Annotated in this window: 17 protein-coding genes and 1 riboswitch; of the genes, 10 read left to right on the top strand and 7 right to left on the bottom strand. The window is 41.2% G+C overall.

The window, feature by feature from the left end:
• Nucleotides 1-108 precede the first annotated feature (108 nt).
• Nucleotides 109-1,941: an N-acetylmuramoyl-L-alanine amidase gene (locus tag I8752_RS32450; protein ID WP_214436282.1), complete on the top strand. Its 1,833-nt coding sequence runs from the start codon at nucleotides 109-111 to the stop codon at nucleotides 1,939-1,941.
• A gap of 699 nt (nucleotides 1,942-2,640) precedes the next feature.
• Here I8752_RS32450 and I8752_RS32445 read toward each other — a convergent pair.
• The 3 genes from I8752_RS32445 to I8752_RS32435 are packed head-to-tail and all read right to left on the bottom strand — an operon-like array spanning nucleotide 2,641 to nucleotide 4,365.
• A complete protein-coding gene (locus tag I8752_RS32445; RefSeq protein WP_214436281.1) occupies nucleotides 2,641-2,985 on the bottom strand; it encodes a PepSY-associated TM helix domain-containing protein in 345 nt (114 codons plus the stop codon).
• Entirely contained in the window at nucleotides 2,982-3,836 is an 855-nt protein-coding gene (locus I8752_RS32440; protein ID WP_214436280.1) for a transposase, read from the bottom strand. Before I8752_RS32440 ends, I8752_RS32445 begins: the two co-directional genes overlap by 4 nt.
• Nucleotides 3,799-4,365, bottom strand: coding sequence for a hypothetical protein (locus I8752_RS32435; RefSeq protein ID WP_214436279.1), 567 nt, complete (start codon nucleotides 4,363-4,365; stop codon nucleotides 3,799-3,801). Before I8752_RS32435 ends, I8752_RS32440 begins: the two co-directional genes overlap by 38 nt.
• A gap of 193 nt (nucleotides 4,366-4,558) precedes the next feature.
• A riboswitch (cobalamin riboswitch) is annotated at nucleotides 4,559-4,701 on the top strand.
• Nucleotides 4,702-5,155: 454 nt separating this feature from the next.
• Between I8752_RS32435 and I8752_RS32430 the strand changes: the two genes are divergently transcribed.
• The 7 genes from I8752_RS32430 to I8752_RS32400 all read left to right on the top strand — a co-directional run bounded on the left by I8752_RS32430 (nucleotide 5,156) and on the right by I8752_RS32400 (nucleotide 11,708).
• Entirely contained in the window at nucleotides 5,156-5,569 is a 414-nt protein-coding gene (locus tag I8752_RS32430; protein ID WP_214436278.1) for a DUF1636 domain-containing protein, read from the top strand.
• Nucleotides 5,570-5,716: 147 nt separating this feature from the next.
• Complete coding sequence (gene metE, locus I8752_RS32425) at nucleotides 5,717-7,969, top strand: 5-methyltetrahydropteroyltriglutamate--homocysteine S-methyltransferase (protein WP_214436277.1); 2,253 nt, start codon at nucleotides 5,717-5,719, stop codon at nucleotides 7,967-7,969.
• A 237-nt stretch (nucleotides 7,970-8,206) separates the two neighbouring features.
• Complete coding sequence (locus tag I8752_RS32420) at nucleotides 8,207-8,590, top strand: DUF4346 domain-containing protein (RefSeq protein WP_214436276.1); 384 nt, start codon at nucleotides 8,207-8,209, stop codon at nucleotides 8,588-8,590.
• Between the two features lie 112 nt (nucleotides 8,591-8,702).
• On the top strand, nucleotides 8,703-9,053 hold the full coding sequence (locus tag I8752_RS32415) for a hypothetical protein (RefSeq protein ID WP_214436275.1): 351 nt from the start codon (nucleotides 8,703-8,705) through the stop codon (nucleotides 9,051-9,053).
• Entirely contained in the window at nucleotides 9,050-9,508 is a 459-nt protein-coding gene (locus tag I8752_RS32410; RefSeq protein ID WP_214436274.1) for a hypothetical protein, read from the top strand. The genes I8752_RS32415 and I8752_RS32410 overlap by 4 nt, the downstream gene beginning before the upstream one ends.
• A complete protein-coding gene (locus tag I8752_RS32405; protein ID WP_214436273.1) occupies nucleotides 9,501-10,316 on the top strand; it encodes an acyl-CoA desaturase in 816 nt (271 codons plus the stop codon). The genes I8752_RS32410 and I8752_RS32405 overlap by 8 nt, the downstream gene beginning before the upstream one ends.
• A gap of 129 nt (nucleotides 10,317-10,445) precedes the next feature.
• Nucleotides 10,446-11,708 carry a class I SAM-dependent methyltransferase gene (locus I8752_RS32400; protein ID WP_214436272.1) on the top strand — a complete coding sequence of 421 codons (1,263 nt, stop codon included), beginning with the start codon at nucleotides 10,446-10,448 and terminating at the stop codon, nucleotides 11,706-11,708.
• Nucleotides 11,709-12,024: 316 nt separating this feature from the next.
• Here the strand turns inward: I8752_RS32400 and I8752_RS32395 are convergent, their stop codons facing one another.
• Nucleotides 12,025-12,795 (bottom strand): Rpn family recombination-promoting nuclease/putative transposase, encoded by a 771-nt coding sequence (locus I8752_RS32395; protein WP_214436271.1) that lies wholly within the window; start codon nucleotides 12,793-12,795, stop codon nucleotides 12,025-12,027.
• A 135-nt stretch (nucleotides 12,796-12,930) separates the two neighbouring features.
• Here I8752_RS32395 and I8752_RS38915 point away from each other — a divergent pair, with 135 nt between their 5' ends.
• On the top strand, nucleotides 12,931-12,981 hold the full coding sequence (locus tag I8752_RS38915; protein ID WP_404827137.1) for a hypothetical protein: 51 nt from the start codon (nucleotides 12,931-12,933) through the stop codon (nucleotides 12,979-12,981).
• Nucleotides 12,982-13,077: 96 nt separating this feature from the next.
• On the opposite strand, the gene I8752_RS32385 is transcribed toward I8752_RS38915, so the two are convergent.
• Together I8752_RS32385 and I8752_RS32380 are read right to left on the bottom strand one after the other, a co-directional pair.
• Nucleotides 13,078-14,313 (bottom strand): nuclease-related domain-containing protein, encoded by a 1,236-nt coding sequence (locus I8752_RS32385; RefSeq protein ID WP_214436270.1) that lies wholly within the window; start codon nucleotides 14,311-14,313, stop codon nucleotides 13,078-13,080.
• A gap of 373 nt (nucleotides 14,314-14,686) precedes the next feature.
• The gene (locus I8752_RS32380; RefSeq protein WP_225896040.1) at nucleotides 14,687-15,721 is read right to left on the bottom strand and encodes a ribonucleotide-diphosphate reductase subunit beta; all 1,035 of its coding nucleotides are present in this window, start codon (nucleotides 15,719-15,721) and stop codon (nucleotides 14,687-14,689) included.
• A 100-nt stretch (nucleotides 15,722-15,821) separates the two neighbouring features.
• On the opposite strand from I8752_RS32380, the gene I8752_RS32375 reads away from it, so the two are divergent.
• The gene (locus I8752_RS32375; protein WP_214436268.1) at nucleotides 15,822-16,082 is read left to right on the top strand and encodes a four helix bundle protein; all 261 of its coding nucleotides are present in this window, start codon (nucleotides 15,822-15,824) and stop codon (nucleotides 16,080-16,082) included.
• A gap of 142 nt (nucleotides 16,083-16,224) precedes the next feature.
• Here I8752_RS32375 and I8752_RS32370 read toward each other — a convergent pair whose 3' ends face one another.
• A complete protein-coding gene (locus I8752_RS32370) occupies nucleotides 16,225-18,480 on the bottom strand; it encodes a ribonucleoside-diphosphate reductase subunit alpha (protein ID WP_214436267.1) in 2,256 nt (751 codons plus the stop codon).
• Nucleotides 18,481-18,591 lie beyond the last annotated feature (111 nt).

Genomic DNA, 18,591 nt, shown 5'->3' with positions numbered 1-18,591 from the left:
GATGAACGAACACTCAGCAGCAAAGTATTTCTGCTGAGTTAGTACTGGTGTGAGTAGAAGTAAATACAAATTGTCTTATGTCATAAAATCGAAACAGGAGAGTACTCTGTGAAAATCCACTGGTTGCTACCCAGTACAATATTAAGTATTGCCATACTCACATCTCCCGCACTTGCTGCAAAACTAGAATCTTGGCGATTTGATGGTGTCTCCAAGCAGCTGGAATTTACGACTGATGATGCTGTACAACCCCAGGCACAGTTAATTTTTAACCCCACTCGTTTGGTAATTGATTTACCTGGAACTACTTTAGGAAAACCTAGTTTTACTCAGTCTGTAGGTGGTGCAATTCGTGCTATCCGCTTTGGACAATTTGACGAACAAAAAACTCGCATCGTTGTAGAACTGAATCCAGGTTACACTCTCGATCCGCAACTTGTAAAATTTACATCGAGAACTGGCAATCAATGGGTGGTACAGTTACCATCACCAGAACGAGTAGAGACGACATCACCTGTAAGTGGAATCTACAGTGTGGTGACTGATGGAATTGCACAGACTACATCACAGACAAATATTATTGAAAATCTACAAGTCACAGGAGATGGATTTTTTATCCGCACTCATGGCAATAATCATTCACAAATTGAGGTAAATCGCAGCGACAATCGTAGCGTTATAGATATTAATATTAAAGGTGCAACTTTATCGCCTAGTCTGCAACAACAGCAGTCGATCGACCGATACGGTGTTAACAGCATTCAATTTACTCAACTACAAAGTGCAATACCCACCGTCCGCATGACCTTACACATAGACAAAAATAGTCCTAATTGGCGGGCAACGGTTAGTGGGAGCGACGGTATAGTAGTGTTACCTGATAGTGGAGTAGTCAAGTCACAACAAAGCAATAATCAACCTGACTCAGTTACCCAATTACCTACTTCCCCTTCCACAATTGAGTCTGTAGAACTAGCAAGCAATGGTACACAACTGCTAATTAGAAGCGATCGCAGTTTATCAAATGTCACGAGTAATTGGGATAGACAAACAACCCTTTACCGAATCGCTATCCCGAATGCTAAACTTGCAAACAATATTACCGGGCCGACTTTGAATGCAAATAGTCCCGTGTTGAGAGTACGTCTACAACAGCAAGAAAGAGAAACCGTAGTAATTTATATTCAACCTGCGTCCAGAGTACAAATTAAGCAACTTAACCAAATTAATTCTCAAATCTTAGCATTAGAATTTCAGCGCCAACGACTAGTTTCACCACCCTCTACTTCTATAACAAAACTCCCAGTTCCTTTTCCTCCTTTACCCACACCATTTCCAGACCCCGACTCTCCACCTACGACTGCATCCGAAATCTCACAACCTATAACTCGTTCTCCAAAAGGACGAATACTCATAGTTATCGACCCCGGACATGGGGGAAAAGATGCAGGTGCTATTGGTCTTCAGGGACTGCAAGAAAAGGATGTCATTTTGAGAATCGGTAAAAAGGTAGCGTCACTTTTAGAGCAAAATGGTATTAAAGTCATTATGACAAGGGATGCTGACTATTTTGTAGACCTTGCTCCGAGAGTTGTCATGGCAGAACATGCTCATGCAGACTTATTTGTGAGCATTCATGCAAACTCAATTGATAACAACCCTAGTGCAAATGGTTTAGAAACTTATCATTACGATCGCGGTTATCGTTTAGCACAAGTGGTTCACAAAAGCATTCTTCAAGGTATTCCGACATTAAAAGACCGAGGAGTAAAACGAGCTAGATTTTATGTGCTGAGAAAAAATACTATGCCCGCAATTTTAATCGAAACTGGTTTTGTAACAGGTTCTGAAGACAACCCCAGACTAGCGAACCCAGAGTATGATAATCGGATGGCTGAGGCGATCGTTCGCGGTATCCTCCGGTATTTACAGCAAAGGTAAATAAAATAAAACCGCTACACTCTACAGAAGTATAGCGGTTACGGTTTACTGCGAGTAGATGCTCCTGTTTACTTGCACCTTTTCGGCTAGGTCAGGAGAGAAAAATCGCTTACTTTTTGGAACCGTTAGATGGTTGGGACAAGTCTATTGACCTCACTGAAAAATATTAATATTCTTTCTCATTTGCTAAAGTTAGCATATAAGGAAATTTAGTAACAAACAAGCTTTAGTTTCTAGAGAATTATTGTTAATTAATCTCGAAAGATTGATTTTGAATATAGCACGATATTTTGGTTTAAAAGTACGCTATATAAGCTTTACTAACTACTTACAAATCTCAGAAAGTGCTGAAAATACTAGCGATCAATAAAAAATAGATATAAAATATTCTCAATTACTTCCTCATATACTGCCAGAATAAGTGCAAATACTTGCAATAAGTGATTGCACTTCATGGCAGTGGGGATAGGGTATTCCCCTATTCCCTTTTTCTTAATGGAAGTTACTAGAGTTACCATTGTGCAAACCATGACTCTGATTTGCCGTGATAAATCTATAGTCAGACGAATCTAGGCTGAATTTCTGAAAATTTTTGACATCAGCAACATCAATGCATACAAATTACTTCAACAAAAGATGTAATGAAATTGCTTTCTTTATAATCTAATTTTTTGCTTTTAACTTAACCATTTGTATAATCTATGGGGAGGGATTTTTCCCTTTGTAGCGATATTGCCACATTACAAAGCCAGTAACAGATAAAATTAACGGGGCAAGTCCCACAAAGATGTAGAAAATCCGAGATGGTAGTCCCCAGAAAGTACCGAAGTGTAGGGGAGTAAAAGAGTTGAGGATGCGATCGCCTAACGACACCTGCAAAGAACTATCGACTCGCAAAACCTTACCACTATATTGGTCAAGATAAACACTGCTTTGACCATAATCTTCTGTTTCTTGGGGAAGTTTAAAGGCAACATTTAAAGCTTCTTCTGGTTTCTTTGGAAAATAAATTCTTGTGAGTGTTCCATCCGGTAGCCCTTTCAAGGTGTGTTGTTTTGCAGCTTTTTCTGGGTTAGAATTTTAGCAGTTGAGACATGGGGCTTGTTCTTGAGGTAAGTTCGTTTTGGTTGAGCTTTCTTTAGACCTCGCGGATGACGGCGAAAAGTTCTCAGTTTGACAAGACCTGCCAGATGTTTGAGAGTTAGTGATAATTCTGTAAAGGTCATGTTCTGAAAAACACACCACTCATCAGGGGGAATCGCAATCATCATTCCTCTGTAAGTACCCTTGATTTCATCGGCTAAATAGTAGCTGGAAACTTCGGTTTCTATCTTCTCGGTTCCATGAACACTTCTGAGGGCTGCCTGAACGGTAGACAGCACGTTATAGGCGACTAAAGCGATACAGAAGGTAAACAAAGCCGCTTTTGGATAGCCTAGTGTATTAATCTCGCAGCAGAGATTTTCTGTCAGAACTTGGAATAAGGTTTCGAGTTTCCAACGTTTGCGGTACATTTGGGCTATCAAAATTGCATTTGCCACCTCAAACGGCAGATTTGTCAGAATAAAAATTTCTCTGTCCCCATCACGATTAGGCTGCTTCAAGCAGACCTTAATTCGTCGTGCCTTTAACAGTTGACCATCATCGGCACTCAAGATGATATTTTGCTCAAATACAGTACCACTGTCGCTTTGACTTACTAACCGGAAATCATCAGTTGCTTGCCAAGGCAGACTTTGATGCTGTCGGATAATAAAGTAGCCTTGACCAGCAGCAATACCGAATAAGAACTTGAGTGTACAAAAATTCCGGTCTGCAATCCAAATATCATCTTCTTCAACGGTTGGTAGTACCTCATCAAACAAGCGATCGCTCTTGAGCATGACCGTCTTCACAAGGAAATACATCTACTGCCAGCATCAAACTTGGGTCAAGTACCACCAAGGATTGCCCTGGTAATGGGGCGCTACTAATTTCGCGTAATGCTTTAAGGCGATGTTCGGTCGCCGCGATGGCATTACCATCAATAATTTTGACTCGATAACCTGGTAGCAAATCCGGCATTGTGGCATTGAGGTGTCGAATCGTCGCTTCCATAGAAGCAGCAACCTCTTTGACTAGCTCCCCACTGGTACTCGGTTCGATGCCATTGATTTTGTTGTAGACCGAGGTAACTGAAACACCGATTTTCTCCACTGATGCTTGGTGTGCTGCGTGTAATGATGGATGAACTCCGCAGACTACAAGGCTCATCAAATTAACTACTGTGGAGAATAATAGCTCACGAGTGTACTGGTTTTTGGCACTACGTTCAAATAGTTCATCAAGGATTTGAGGACATAATGCTTTCTCTAAAAGCCCACGAACCATCACTGATACTGGACTCTCTGTGACAAACCGTTCAAACACCTGCCCTAGCAACATTTTTTTCTCCACTCAACAGATTTGTACCTGTTTTTACAAAACTACAAATCTGCCCATCACACAACACCTTGAAAGGGCTAGAGTTGACACTATTTTGATATGGTTTGCCGGGGTTGAGGGATTTCATCTACAGATGCGATCGCTTCATTAAATTGCCTGGAGTAACTTAACACAAGCAAATCACAGTTGTGTTAAGATGCAAAGGAATCTCGGTTCTAGTGGGGGTCAGCCACTAGAGGTAAGGGGGAAAGTCCGGTGCGAATCCGGCGCTGTCCCGCAGCTGTAATCAAGGTATACCTTGTGAGTCAGAATGCCCGCCGAAAAGTCAACTTCTGCTGAAATCTACGAGGTATAGATAAGCGCAACTATGAATATTTTCACAATCAATCAATTTTATTTCTTCATCGTACCAAAGATACACTTCAGGTTACGGCTTACGAGGAGACGATAGAGAGTTAATTGACGATACAAATTGCGCCTAGAAGCGTCTGCTGGGTTATTTGGCACGATTATCGCTGATGTGAAAAGTAGCAGTTTTTTAAAAAGACATCAATAGCTATTTGATAATAGCTATATTCGTGCTATCTGTCCTTATAATGGTCATCCAATTATAAGATTTTCGATTGATTCTACAGACAAATTCTGCGAATTGTACCATCAACGAATTGTTGGTCAATTATTACTAATAGTTTGCAACAGATAGATTGCACAGTCAGCAAGGTTAAATTTCGTGCTGACAAAACTCTGTAATATCTGCGTTTGGGACTTAATCCTACACACATTAAAATTAATGCTCAACAAACAACATACATTATTTGTTTGCACGACCTGCGCCAGTGTGTGGCAAGATGGTAAGCGGATTGGTGAAAGTGGTGGACAGCAGTTATTACAACAACTTCAACAACTTGCATTCGATTGGGAGTTGCAAAATAAATTCTTCATTCAGGGAGTTGAATGTATGAGTGCTTGTAACCGTTCTTGTGTAATTGCCTTTGTTGCGTCAGGGAAACCAACCTATTTGTTTGGCGATTTACCAAATGATAGTTGTGCATCTGCGGTTTTGCAATGCGCCAGTCAATACTATGCTAAAGGCGATGGTTCACTACTTTGGTCAGAACGACCTGAACCTTTAAGAAAAGGAATTCTAGCAAAGATTCCACCACAAAATAAGTGGACGCAATTAAACATAACTTGTTGTAATTGAAGACTGAGTGAAAAAGCTTTTGAGCAAAGGAACAGGGGAGCTATAGCTCACAATTCTACTCAGCTTTGAACCTGATATTTTTGGTAAAAGTTAGCAGTTTCTAATTCATAGTGTGTAATTATCTGATCTTCAATGGATTAACAAATCATGCAGATTCAAACCGCAACATTAGGCTATCCTCGTATTGGTAAAAATCGGGAAGTTAAAAAAGCATTAGAAGCATTTTGGAGTGGCAAACTAGAGGCAGAATCATTACGGCAAACTATCCATAAAGTTGAGGAATCTAACTGGAAAACCCAACTGGAAGTAGGAATTGAACGCATTGGTATTGGAGACACAACTCTCTACGACCACGTACTTGACTGGATATTTCGTTTTGGGTTAATTCCTCAAAGATTTCAGCAATTTAGTGGGTTAGAACGCTACTTTGCAATGGCACGGGGTCAAGAAGGAACTCCAGCTTTGGAAATGACTAAGTGGTTTGACACTAATTACCACTATCTTGTCCCAGAAATTGCAACAGATATATTACCAGCCGATTTCAGTGACTTTATAGAAACTGTGTCTCGCGCTCAAAATATATTAGGTAAAAAAGCAGTTCCCATAGTGTTGGGGCCATGCACTCTACTACGTTTGAGTAAAGTTGAATTAAATATAGACGAAGCAGTATCAAAGCTATTGCCACTCTATGTTAACCTGCTTACAGAACTGAATAATCTAGGAATAGCAGAAGTACAAATACATGAGCCAGCACTTGTTTTAGGTGATGCTAATTCCTGGAAAGAACATTTTCAAACTGTCTATAATTCACTCTGTACAGTAGGAATACCTTTGCATCTAGTTACTTATTTTGATGACTTAGGCGAAACCTACCCTTGGGTAATAGATTTACCAGTTGCTGCTATTAGCTTAGATTTGACACGCGGACGCAACTTAGAGTTAATCAAAACTCACGGTTTTCCGCAAAATAAGCGGCTAGGAGTAGGGGTTATAGACGCAAGAAATATCTGGCAAGTTCGTCCAGAGAAAGTTATTCCCGTGTTACAAGAGATTGTAGAGTCGTTATATGGAACATCTCTAGATATTCAACCATCCGCTTCCTTACAGTTCGTTCCCTACGATGCCAAACGAGAAAAACGATTACCATCACAGCTACGCAATGTCTTGAGTTTTGCCGAACAGAAACTTCAAGAAGTGGTTTTCTTGGCTCGAACAGTAAAAGGTGACAACACTAAAACAGAGCAAGAATTTATTGAGTCAACCTGGAGTACATTCGAGGAGTTCAGTCCAGCCAATCAGTCGATTCAAGAAAGACTGAAGACTCTAAAGATTGATGATTTTCAGCGTTCATTATCCTACGGATTGCGGCTGGATTCTCAAATTTCTCTGCCTCAGTTCCCAACAACTACAATTGGTTCCTTTCCCCAAACTTCTGAAGTTCGCCAACTCAGAGTGCAATATAAACGAGGTGAATTGAGTCAGTCAGAATATGAAGCTGCTATTGACGCTCAAATTGCCGACAGCATTAAATTACAAGAGGAATTAGGATTAGATGTTTTAGTACACGGTGAATTTGAACGCACCGATATGGTGGAATTTTTTGGACAACAATTACCAGGTTTTGCTTTTACTGAAAATGGCTGGGTGCAAAGCTACGGTAGCCGTTATGTTCGTCCGCCAATTATTTACGGTGATGTGGTTCGCACTACACCTATGACGGTACGTGAGTTTAAAGTAGCTCAATCATTGACCCAAAAACCTGTAAAAGGGATGTTAACTGGCCCTGTAACTATCTTAAATTGGTCTTACCCCCGAACGGATATTTCTCGTCAAGAACAAGCTTTCCAAATTGCTTTAGCGCTGCGAGATGAAGTAAGAGATTTGGAAGCGGCTGGTGCAAAAGTAATTCAAGTCGATGAACCAGCACTACGTGAGGGTTTACCTCTAAAGCCTCAACGGTGGAGTGAATATCTTTCTTGGGCTGTAGATGCATTTCGATTGGCGACAGCAGTAGCCCAACCCCAAACGCAAATTCATACTCACATGTGCTACTGCGAATTTGGTGACATTATCAAAGATATTGAACGGTTAGATGCTGATGTGATTTCGATTGAAAATAGTCGCAGCAACAATCAAACTCTGCGAGAAATCACAGAGGGTGGCTACTCACATCAAGTTGGTAATGGAGTTTATGATATCCATAGTCCTGTTGTGCCAACAACTGAACAGATTTTACAGCAATTGCGGACTGGAGTTGCTAATTTACCTGTAAAACAAATTTGGGTAAATCCAGATTGTGGTTTAAAAACCCGGAGATGGTCAGAGGTAATTCCGGCTTTAAAAAATATGGTGGAAGCAGCTCAAAAACTGCGCCAAGAAGCCAATCCAACTGTGAGATAGCAGTAAAAGAAGGCCTAGAGGTTATACCAATTCTCTATAATTTCGCAACAGATCAATCTCTGTGTCCCCACGTCCTTATCTGTAATCCTATTTTGGAGAATTGGTATTATTTTGAGAGTGCTTTAAGACTTTTGCTCTCCTGCTTATTGTTGAACTCAACAATAAAGCCTCATTATCTATATTCATCTATGCGTTCTATATATTTCAGAGCGGTGCTTTTTGTTTTGGAGTTTAAATATGATATCGACAGTAGAAACAATGGCAGCAATTGATAACAAACTATCCAAGCGATTTTTAGAACTCGATCCGGCAGGTTACTTTATTATCTATTTAGATCGGGAAGCAGGCTTAATCTGCGCGAAACATTTTACCAATGAAGTTAATGAGCAAGGATTAGCTGTCGATCCAGAAACCGGAAAGCCCATTCCTGTAACTGTCAAAGTAGAACGACAACCAACTGCCACCCTTACAGGAAGAACTGCAAAAGAAATTTGCATTCAACTGTTTGAGTCAACAAAACCTTCTCCAATCAGCCGATTCGACCATGCAGCTTACTTGGGACGTGAGTTTATGCGAGCAGAATTGGCATTGGTGACAGGACAAGACTACGTACAGGATTGATGAAATAGTGCGAATGCGAAATGAACTCTGGCAAGGATACTTCGGTTACTGGCAAAACCGATTTATTCAACATAATATTTTGACCATTGGATACACCGCCTAGAATGGTTATATGAATGTAGGAAAGGGCATGGTGGTTTGCAATGTCGTAGATACAATCCCTCTCTCCATTGATTGGAGTGTCGATACCGTGACTTTTAATCGGGCATTCGTTCCGCAAGCGCAGGTAACTTCGTATCTGCAAGCGCTTGAGGTGGAGAAAGATGCCGCGATCGCACTGCACAAAGCGATCGCCACCTACGATCCCACCCAAGCAATAGTGATTCTGATTGTTGGTAACGGCGCAGTAGATATCAACCTGCTGCAAGACCTAGCGATTTCCCCTGCTGAATGTTATAAACAGGCGCAGCAACGTTGGGTAGAATTTCAGTCTGATTTAACTACCCATAGGAGGGACTCATGAGTAAAGTCCCTGATACTCTAGACTGGCAGCAAGACTTTATTGCTACAAATTTATTGGCAATCGGTTACAATGCCTGGGTTGGGTACTTGGGTGGCGAACGCGGTGCGATCGTTTGCAGCACCAACTCTCCTGTTATCGGAATTGCAGGGGAAACCTTCAAAACCCATTTTGTACCGCGTTCTCGTTTAGCCCCGTTCTTGAATGCCTGGTTAGCGGCTCCCGACGCTGTAATTCTACGCCATCACTTTATAAATGTTCACATTTTAGAAGCAGTGGATATTTATAATCCTACAACTGAAGCGGTGTTATTACTGGAATCATTTCACCAAGTCACTTTCTTTTACTTGAAAAACTTACTCCTCACACCACCCCAATGTTACGAACAGGTTTGTAAAGAGTGGACAGAATTTCAACCGCAATCCACTCAATTATCGAAACAAAAACAATATGATTGATGTTCGGTTAAATCCGCCTCGTCCTCGTTGGCATGTAATTATATTCACATTCTTCCTGCATTTAGGAGTATTACTGGCATTTGTTCCGACTAATTTTAGTTGGTCAGCTGTTGGAGTTGCGCTATTTCTTCATTGGCTGACAGTAGGACTGGGGATTTCCCTTGGCTTCCATCGGCTCGCCACACATCGCAGCTTCAAAGTCCCCAAATGGCTGGAGTACTTCTTTATTTTGTGCGGTACTTTAGCCGGTCAGGGTGCTGTCAAAGGTTGGGTGGGCTATCATCGGATGCACCATTTATACGCCGATCGCCCCGACGATCCCCATGATTCTACTCTGGGGTTTTGGTGGAGTCATATTAGTTGGTTGATGCACGAGATTCCAACTCAAATAAAACTCAGCCGCTTCACTAAAGACATTGCCAACGATCCGTTTTATCAGTTTTGTCACAAGCACTATATTGCTTTGCAAGTTGCGCTGGCGGCTTTATTATACGGACTAGGCGGAATGCCGTTTCTAGTGTGGGGAATCTTTGTTCGCTTATTTGTAGGGTTTCACAGCACTTGCTTTGTCAATAGTGCCTGTCACAAATTTGGCTATCGTAACTATGAGGTAGGCGATCGCTCCACCAATTGCTGGTGGGTGGCATTGCTAACCTTCGGCGAAGGTTGGCACAATAATCATCATGCATTCCAATCATCAGCCCAGTTTGGGCAGCGTTGGTGGGAAGTAGATATTGTTTGGCTCACCATTCGAGTTCTAGAAAAATTGAAGTTAGCTACGAACAACAAGACTACAAAATCAACATGAAATTTTAGGAGTTGAACTTATGGTAATACCAATTCTGTATGAAGATGCACCCTAAACGGTATAAGACACAGTACATACGAGCAAACGTGTTTTGCTCGACCTGTAAACAGAAAATTGGGCAACGCTTAAATGGCACTATCAAAGCGCGATCGCTTCAGCAATTTACCTAATGGAGAACGCTATCTCTATGAGCTTTTTAGTCTAATTGAAACGGGAAATCTAACGGTTACAAACCCAGAGGGCAAAGTATTCCACTTTGGCAAGGCAGATTCTGAAGAGCCACTGCATCTGAACATTCACAATGACAACACCTACAATCGCATTCTGACGTTTGGAACGTTGGGGTTTTGTGAAGCGTATATGGACGGCTGGTGGGACGAAGAAAACAATAATCTCGTTGAATTAATTGGATTGTTGTATCGCAGCAACGTATCCAGCAAAGCTCGTAATCAAGTAACGATTGCTCTGGCGTTCAAAATCATCACTCAACGTCTACGAACACTCCCCATCCTAATCCAAAACAGTCGTAAGAATGTCCAGCATCACTACGATTTAGGCAACGATTTTTATCAAAATTTTCTCGATTCGACAATGACATATTCCTGTGGCTATCGTCTCCGAGAAGCAGACTCCTTAGAACAAATGCAGCTGCAAAAGTATGAATTAATTTGCCAGAAACTGGCGTTGCAGCCCGGAGAATCCCTGATTGACATCGGCTGTGGCTGGGGTGGAATGCTAATCTATGCGGCTGAACACTATGGCATTTCTGGAACAGGAATTACGCTGAGTGTGGAGCAAGCAAAGCTGGCGCAAGAACAAATTGAGTACAGAGGTTTGGGCGATCGTATTAAAATCATCATTGCTGATTATCGAGAAGTACAAGGACAGTTCAACAAGTTTGTCAGCATTGGTATGTTTGAACACGTAGGTAAAGGAAATTTTGCTACATTTATGCAAAAGGCATCCAGACTGTTAACTGCAAATGGAGTTGGACTGCTGCATACAATCGTTACCCAGAGCAATGAACGCAATGGAGCCTGGGTGGATAAATATATTTTTCCAGGCGGGTATGCGCCACAACTTCACGAATTGACCCAGGAACTATGGGCTGCCAAACTATCAGTTGCTCATTGTGAGAACTTAAAGCCTCACTATGCCGAAACCCTGAAGCGATGGGCAAACAATTTTGTGAGCAATCGAGCCAAAATTGCCTCACTTAATCAAACTTATGACGAGCGATTTCTCCGAATGTGGTATCTCTATCTGCAATCATTTGAAGCCTCATTTCGATATGGCGGTCTGCATGTCTATCAGATATTATTTTACAAGGATAAACAATGGCGACTAGATACTCCTTTAATGTTCAATGCTAATGCTATTCAAAACATTTAATTACTGTGCACTTGGTCAATCCTATAAACTGACCTAAATAACAAAATATAGAAAGTAGGAGAATGCGCGTGACTAATAAAAACAATTTGTAAGCAATTAGCACCAGGATTTCAGATACGCTGATACGTCTGCATTCTTGAAAGTAGATCTTTATTATTACTCATATTGTTTTCTTAGCGACGGATAAATAAAGCCCTCACATAACAGCCACCAGCCATCTTAACTGAAGCGATCGCTTTTGCGACAACACTGATAACCTTTTTTTGTTAGTGCGCTTCAATGGGGTTGTTATGACGCGATCGCCACACAGTTGGGGCTAATTTTGTGGAGACTCATTCAGTTGCTGCTGGAGTTGTTGGACTTCCTCAATTGATAAGCCTGTGGAAGGGGCAATAATGTCGATCGCTACTCCTCTACGCAAGAGATTGATTGCGATCGCCCGTGTCTTTTCTTCCTCAGCCTCTCTCCAGATCGAACGATAAACGCTTGATTCCTGCATTATGTCTCTCCGTAATATGCGATAAATGACCTCATTTTCTAATTTTAGCCCAGCTAAAATCCCGGACGCTGCCATCAGATTCGCTTGTGTTGCAGGATCTGAAATCTGATCCATCCTTTGAGCTGCTTGGCGTAACGTTTCTTCTGCATCCAGACTTTGACCGAGAACTGCAAAGGGAATCAGTCCAGGATATTGCAGGAAGAGTGAGGCAGGTTGCTCCCACAACCGAATGACATCAAATTCATGGCGTGTGCGTTCCATTGTGAAACTCGTTTGATAAACTAACTCTGAGCTAGTCTGCTTCAGGTAAATCACAACTTGCCGCATCGGTTTGGTTGGATCTTTGCGGTACATTCGTACGCGGTAATCCAAAACACGAAATGGAACATTTTTTTTGGGAAGTGTTTGGAACTCGATATGCAAAACAGATTCGTCCGATTCCAGCAAAATTAGGGCATCGGCGCGAATCGGATCGAGGGAGAGTTCAGAGGGTTTGAGTTCTGTCATCGTGACAGGCTTTCCTAACAGCCAACTAGCGAAGTCGGCTGAGAAGTGTTCGGCAAGGAATCGGCAGGTATCGTCATACATGGGAGAGATTGTACAACTGATTATACCGATTTGATTTTGAGTAAATCTAACGTTTGATGAACAATTGTGGTGGGGCGATCGCTACAACTATTAAATCACCTATTGGATCGTGCGGCCTACTTGGGACGTGAGTTGATGCGAGCGGAATTGGCATTGGTGACAGGACAAGACTACGTACATGATTAAATAAATTTATGATGATTTATACGTTCACAATCACCGGACGTAGACAACCTTGGTAACTCGTCAATTACTTAACTTCGTTCCGATGCATTAGGATTGTTAGGTGTCATCAGTGTTCTCTATTACAGGATACTCATCTTCGTGAACATGCGTTTTATTAGGATTCTTAAAAAAGCCAAATTCATCTCTACAGTATTGTGCTTGCCTTAAGTCCTCCTCTGACCATTGATTGTTTTGTGTTTGCAAGAAGACTAGATCGCTTGAATATCCGTCTCTTGGTTTCTGTCCTGGAATATTTACACCAATACCAATCACAGTAAAACACTCATCGAATTGACACAGCGAAGCAAAACATCTGGCAAGAAGTTCACTTTTCCGTTCTTGAAGTGTACTGTCACTGTCATAAGCAAAGAAAACGTATCCAACACTACTCATTGATTGCACACATCGCGAACGTACTTGCCCTATTCTGCTGAGTTCAAGAAAATCTTTGAATGCACTACCTAGCATCCTCCTTGAAAACCGATTTTCTTTAACAAGAACACGAATAGCTAATTCGGACTTAGACATATCTGGACCGAGCCAATCCTCCCCATCGAAGCCACCTTGACATAAGGCTTCAATCAGTCGATCCCAGATGTAACTTTCACTATCTTTCTGCAACTTTGCCTTAAACTCAGGTTTGTTGCTTATTCCCTCCCAAAGATCATCTTCAAGGATTATCATGTCTGCTTCTGAGGGAAACTGGCGATTATTATGCAAATAAATTGCAAGCAGATTTTCCTCTCCACCATTGATGATAATTGAGGTATTGGACAGGAATACCTGTTTATCAATCAAGTAATTAACAAAGTCACTTATGGTATCTAAATGACGAAGGAGCAGGAAAACTGATTGTTCATCTAGGATATGATAAAACTCATCATCCTCAATGGGAGAGCTGATCGGAACTTCTCTTTTGCCACCAAAAGCAACTGCTACGCGGTGATATATTCTTTCACTTGCTAATGGCAGCTTTAAACCCTTAGATCCATTTTTCTGAATAACGTATTTTGATTGATCAAGCCATCGGATAGCACCTTTAATCTGCTTTACTGAATCCTCAATAGCTTTTCTTTGCCAGCGTTTCCAGTCAACGCCTGGGTCATCTGTATTTTTAAGTTGAATATCTTTAACGCTTATTACAATTACGTGGGGATCGCATACTACTAGTACATCACATAACTCTTTGCCCGGAGTTTTTCCTTGAGGATTGATATAACTCCATAGTGATAAAAACGACTTTGAGCATATATCGTAAACAAATTGTTCAGAATCATTTACTGCCTCAGTCACAAACTTGTCTCCTCTTTCAAGAGATTAACTTTAGCATTTCAGGGTCTCAACTTGCACAGGGTTGTACACCTAACTATTTATTATACGGTAATTTTCCGTATAATCTTTTTCTCAATCCTAATATATGAAGCATTACAACGAACTATTGTATGAATATACGAAAACGTAAAAATTATTTTTTACGTTTTTTCTGGTTAGGATACTGATATTTTCCGTATAACCACCCTTCACGGGAGGATTATATGGAATTTTTCCGTATAACATCCTTAATTTATTTTTGTGTTTAATGGATTTACGAGCGATCGCAGCATAAACGCATTTTAAAAGACGTGATATATCGCGTCTGGACATCTAAACCAATAATAAATCCTTCTTAGAAATCATCCCAACCTTCAATACTAGAAGACATAACATAACTAGTCACACTCGCCTCAAAAAAGTTTGCTTTTGTATTCGCTTCTTTCTTAGTATCTGAAAAACGCTCCAAGTGAGTATAAGGACTTTTCTTGTAGATAGCTTCTCCAAACAATGGATCTAAACCGATCGCCTTCAAGCGAGCATTTGCTAGATATTTTGTGTACTGTTCTGTACTGTTTGCCGTAATCCCCAGAATATCATCTCCAACAATATGTCCTGTCCACTTGCATTCATGCTCGACAGCGAGAGCAAACATTTCATAAATTTGTTCGCGGCTGTGGGGGAAAACTTGCATCGCTTCTGGAATCAATTTTTGATATAGCCGCACATGAGAAAGTTCATCTCGGTTAATCATTCTAAAGATATCGGCACTCCCAGACATCAGCATTCGTGAGGAGAGATTGTAGAAAAATATAAACCCATTGTAGAAATACAATCCTTCTAACAAATAATCCGCTAAGAGCGATACGAAATAATTTTCTGGTGTCGGGTTATCGACATACTTTTGGTATAATCCAGCGATAAATTCGCATCGTTGTTTGAGAATGCGATCGCTCCGCCAAAAATCATAGACTTGTGTCCGGCGCTCGCTCGGAATCACTGTCTCAATGATGTATTGATACGATTGATTGTGCATTGCTTCTTGGGAAATTTGCTCTGCCATACACAATGCAATTTCTGGTGCAGTAATGCTGTTTTTGATATGAGGCACATTACAGGTTTGCACTGAATCGAGAAAGGTCAGGTAACTGATAATGCCATCAAATGCACGTCGTTCTCCAGGAGTGAGATTGAGGTAATCTGTTACATCACCAGTAATATCTATTTTTTCGGGAACCCAGAAATTCTCTCGCATTTGACGATAGAGAGATACAGCCCACGAATAGCGAACATCATTGAGTTGCATTAAGTTTGTAGTCTCTCCAAACCATATCAAACGGTTGGCTGTATCATCATTTCCATGTGGATTGAAAACGGGATTGATCGGCATTAATGATTGTCTTGGTTCGTACATTTTTTAGGGAGTAGGGAGTAGAGAATGAGGAGTGGGGAGTAAGATTAAAAAAGATATATACACTGATTCAGCATCTATGACAATTAATAGTTATCGGGATTTGAAAGTTTGGCAGTTGGGTATAAGTTTAACCAAGCAAGTTTATCTATTAACACGAGATTTTCCTAAGTCTGAAACATATGGTTTGAGTAGCCAAATGCAACGGGCGGCGGTATCGATTCCATCAAATTTGGCAGAAGGTCATGCAAGAGATTCAACACAAGAATTCCTTAGATTTATAGCGATCGCCCTCGGTTCTTTGGCGGAACTTGAAACCCAACTCATTGTAGCCGAATAACTGGAATACATAACCAATTCTAAACTCCAAGAAATCCTAACTAAAACTGACGAAATACAACGAATGCTTCGAGGTTTACAAAAATCCTTGAAAGCAAAGCTTTCTAATCCCTACTCCCTACTCCCCACTCCCTACTCCCTAGTTAGTTTGAACAAGCAACACATTGCTCGTTCGATTCTTTAAAACTGTCTTTTTGGACAGTGCGAATGTAGTAGATTGCTTTACAACCCAACTTCCAAGCCAGCATTATGGTTTCAAAAATATCAACAGCTGTCAGACATCGCTCTGGCTCGTCGGGGAAATAAACTCCAGCGTTCAAGTTAAATAACAATTCCATCGAAATTCCAGTATCAATCCATTGCTGAATTGTGGCGATCGCTTTGACGACTTTTTTCTGATCTAGTGTCTTATTTTCGACATAAAACCATAAACGATCCCGAATGTAAGGCGGTGCGATGGGTACTGAACCCTTTGCCCACTTTTCATAAAAGAATTTGCTGTAAACGGGCAAAACGCTGGCTGTACAACCTTGAACTAAAGATGAAGAAGTGTTGGGTGCGATCGCAGTAATATGTGAATTGCGAATCCCATATTGCTTGATATCTTGACTCAGTTGTAAAAAGCGTTCTGGAAGAAGAGCGTGTTGCTTAAACCAATCTACAGATTTTGCTCCAATTAAATGTCCCTTGCTCCATTCACTACCTACAAAAGCAGGATACGCGCCTCGTTCCTTCGCCAGTTCCATCGATGCTGCGGTGCAGTAGTAACCGATGTCTTCAAATAAATCACTAATTTCCTGAAGATGAGTATAGGTGAGATGACGTTTTGCTAACCAGTCGGCTAATCCCATACAGCCGACCCCAATTGTGCGATATTTGGCGTTGTGGGTGGCACTAGCAGCAAACGGCGGTGAAGTAAGTTCAATGGTATTATCTAATATACGTACTGCAATCTGACAAATTTCTGCTCGCTGTTCATCCTCCAAATTCGCAAGATTAATGCTGAGGAGATTACATGAATGTGCTTCTTGGTCTGGTTTGACATTTGACCATGATTCTTGACACAAGTTTCCGCCAGGAATATAACCTTCATGCTGATTGGGGTTAGCTCGGTTTGCGGTATCTTTGAACCATAGATAAGGCATTCCGGTTTCTAATTGGGTTCGCATCACCTGTTTGAATAGTAGACGAGCATTCACCCGTTTGTAGAGCGTAATTGATTTATCTAAACTGGCTTCAATTTGATTGAAAGCATGTTCAAATTCTTCACCCCAAAGTTCTGCTAGTTCAATCCCTAAACGAGTTCGCACCTCATATGGATCTACCAACGTCCATTCTGTATCTGCTTGCACTCTTCGCATAAATTCATCACTGACAACCAATTGCGGAAACACATCATAAGCTTTACGTCGCGCGTCTCCATTCTCGGTTTGCATTTCCAAAAATTCGCTTATGTCTAAATGCCAAACATCTAGACTGACGGTGACAGCACCTGCTCTGCGTCCACCTTGATTGACGGCGATCGCTGTATCATTCAATAACTTAATCCAGGGAACGACACCACCAGAGGCGTTCTTCTTTCCCATCACCCAACTACCAGTAGCCCGAATCCGAGACAGATTCACGCCCACACCACCGCCATTTTTGGAAATCCGCGCTGCATCATGAATACTGCCAAAAATGCTTTCTAAATTGTCGTCCATTGCCGTAATGAAACAACTAGCAAGAGAACCATTGGGAATCCGTAAGTTCGCTAAAATTGGCGTTGCTAAAGATATTTGACGATTCGCTAACGCTTCATAAAACTCCCTTGCCCAGGTTAACCGATTCTCTTGTGTTTCTACGGAGGCTATCAACAGCGCACAAGTTAAAAATGCTTCTTGAGGTAATTCATTCGCCAGGAGATATCGTTTCGTCAGTAATACTGCTCCTGCGTAATCATAGTCGGCATCCCAGTCAGGATTAATCCAAGTATTGGCAATTTCTAATTCTTCTGGAGTGTAGATTAAGATGCGGCGATCGTATTCTCCTTTGAGAACTTTGTCATGTACAGTTTGAGCATAGTAACCGTACTGATAACCACGACTAACTTGAGTATCTTTCCACAAACTCCAAATATGTAATCGCCCTGCCACTTGTCGCCAATCAGGTTCTTCAGGGCTGCACAAATCCAAAGCACAGCGAATTAAATTATCTTGAATTTCTCTTGTAGTAATACCGGGGCGCAATCGAGTTGTCAGATGTGCTTCTAAGGCAATGAAATTGCAGCAAAGTCCGCAACAAGACCAATTAACTACTGTGCGAATTTTATTAATTTCTAACGGTGTCGTCGAACCATCACGACGAACAACATAGATATCTGTTATGGATTCCTCAAAGAGTTTGGATGGAGCTTGCATACTGGATAAGTTAATGAATTGGAGAAAAATAATTGTCAGAATGGAAAAGAATTGTTAACTAGGTTTAGCAATATAAAAAATTGTCAACGTTATGTCACCAAACGCTGGCAA

This window comes from Dendronalium phyllosphericum CENA369 (genome assembly GCF_016056275.1).
GTDB lineage: Bacteria > Cyanobacteriota > Cyanobacteriia > Cyanobacteriales > Nostocaceae > Dendronalium > Dendronalium phyllosphericum.
Note: the sequence above shows the minus strand (reverse complement) of the source record. Positions and strands in the feature narration are given on the sequence as shown.

What these genes read in the sequence shown, in the direction of transcription:
- I8752_RS32435 (WP_214436279.1), bottom strand. Translation starts at nt 4,365, where the DNA reads ATGTTGCTAGGGCAGGTGTTTGAACGGTTTGTCACAGAGAGTCCAGTA.
- I8752_RS32405 (WP_214436273.1), top strand. Translation starts at nt 9,501, where the DNA reads ATGATTGATGTTCGGTTAAATCCGCCTCGTCCTCGTTGGCATGTAATT.
- I8752_RS32430 (WP_214436278.1), top strand. Translation starts at nt 5,156, where the DNA reads ATGCTCAACAAACAACATACATTATTTGTTTGCACGACCTGCGCCAGT.
- I8752_RS32395 (WP_214436271.1), bottom strand. Translation starts at nt 12,795, where the DNA reads ATGTATGACGATACCTGCCGATTCCTTGCCGAACACTTCTCAGCCGAC.
- I8752_RS32375 (WP_214436268.1), top strand. Translation starts at nt 15,822, where the DNA reads ATGACAATTAATAGTTATCGGGATTTGAAAGTTTGGCAGTTGGGTATA.
- I8752_RS32400 (WP_214436272.1), top strand. Translation starts at nt 10,446, where the DNA reads ATGGCACTATCAAAGCGCGATCGCTTCAGCAATTTACCTAATGGAGAA.
- I8752_RS32415 (WP_214436275.1), top strand. Translation starts at nt 8,703, where the DNA reads ATGAATGTAGGAAAGGGCATGGTGGTTTGCAATGTCGTAGATACAATC.
- I8752_RS32370 (WP_214436267.1), bottom strand. Translation starts at nt 18,480, where the DNA reads ATGCAAGCTCCATCCAAACTCTTTGAGGAATCCATAACAGATATCTAT.
- I8752_RS32380 (WP_225896040.1), bottom strand. Translation starts at nt 15,721, where the DNA reads ATGCCGATCAATCCCGTTTTCAATCCACATGGAAATGATGATACAGCC.
- I8752_RS32420 (WP_214436276.1), top strand. Translation starts at nt 8,207, where the DNA reads ATGATATCGACAGTAGAAACAATGGCAGCAATTGATAACAAACTATCC.
- I8752_RS32410 (WP_214436274.1), top strand. Translation starts at nt 9,050, where the DNA reads ATGAGTAAAGTCCCTGATACTCTAGACTGGCAGCAAGACTTTATTGCT.
- metE (WP_214436277.1), top strand. Translation starts at nt 5,717, where the DNA reads ATGCAGATTCAAACCGCAACATTAGGCTATCCTCGTATTGGTAAAAAT.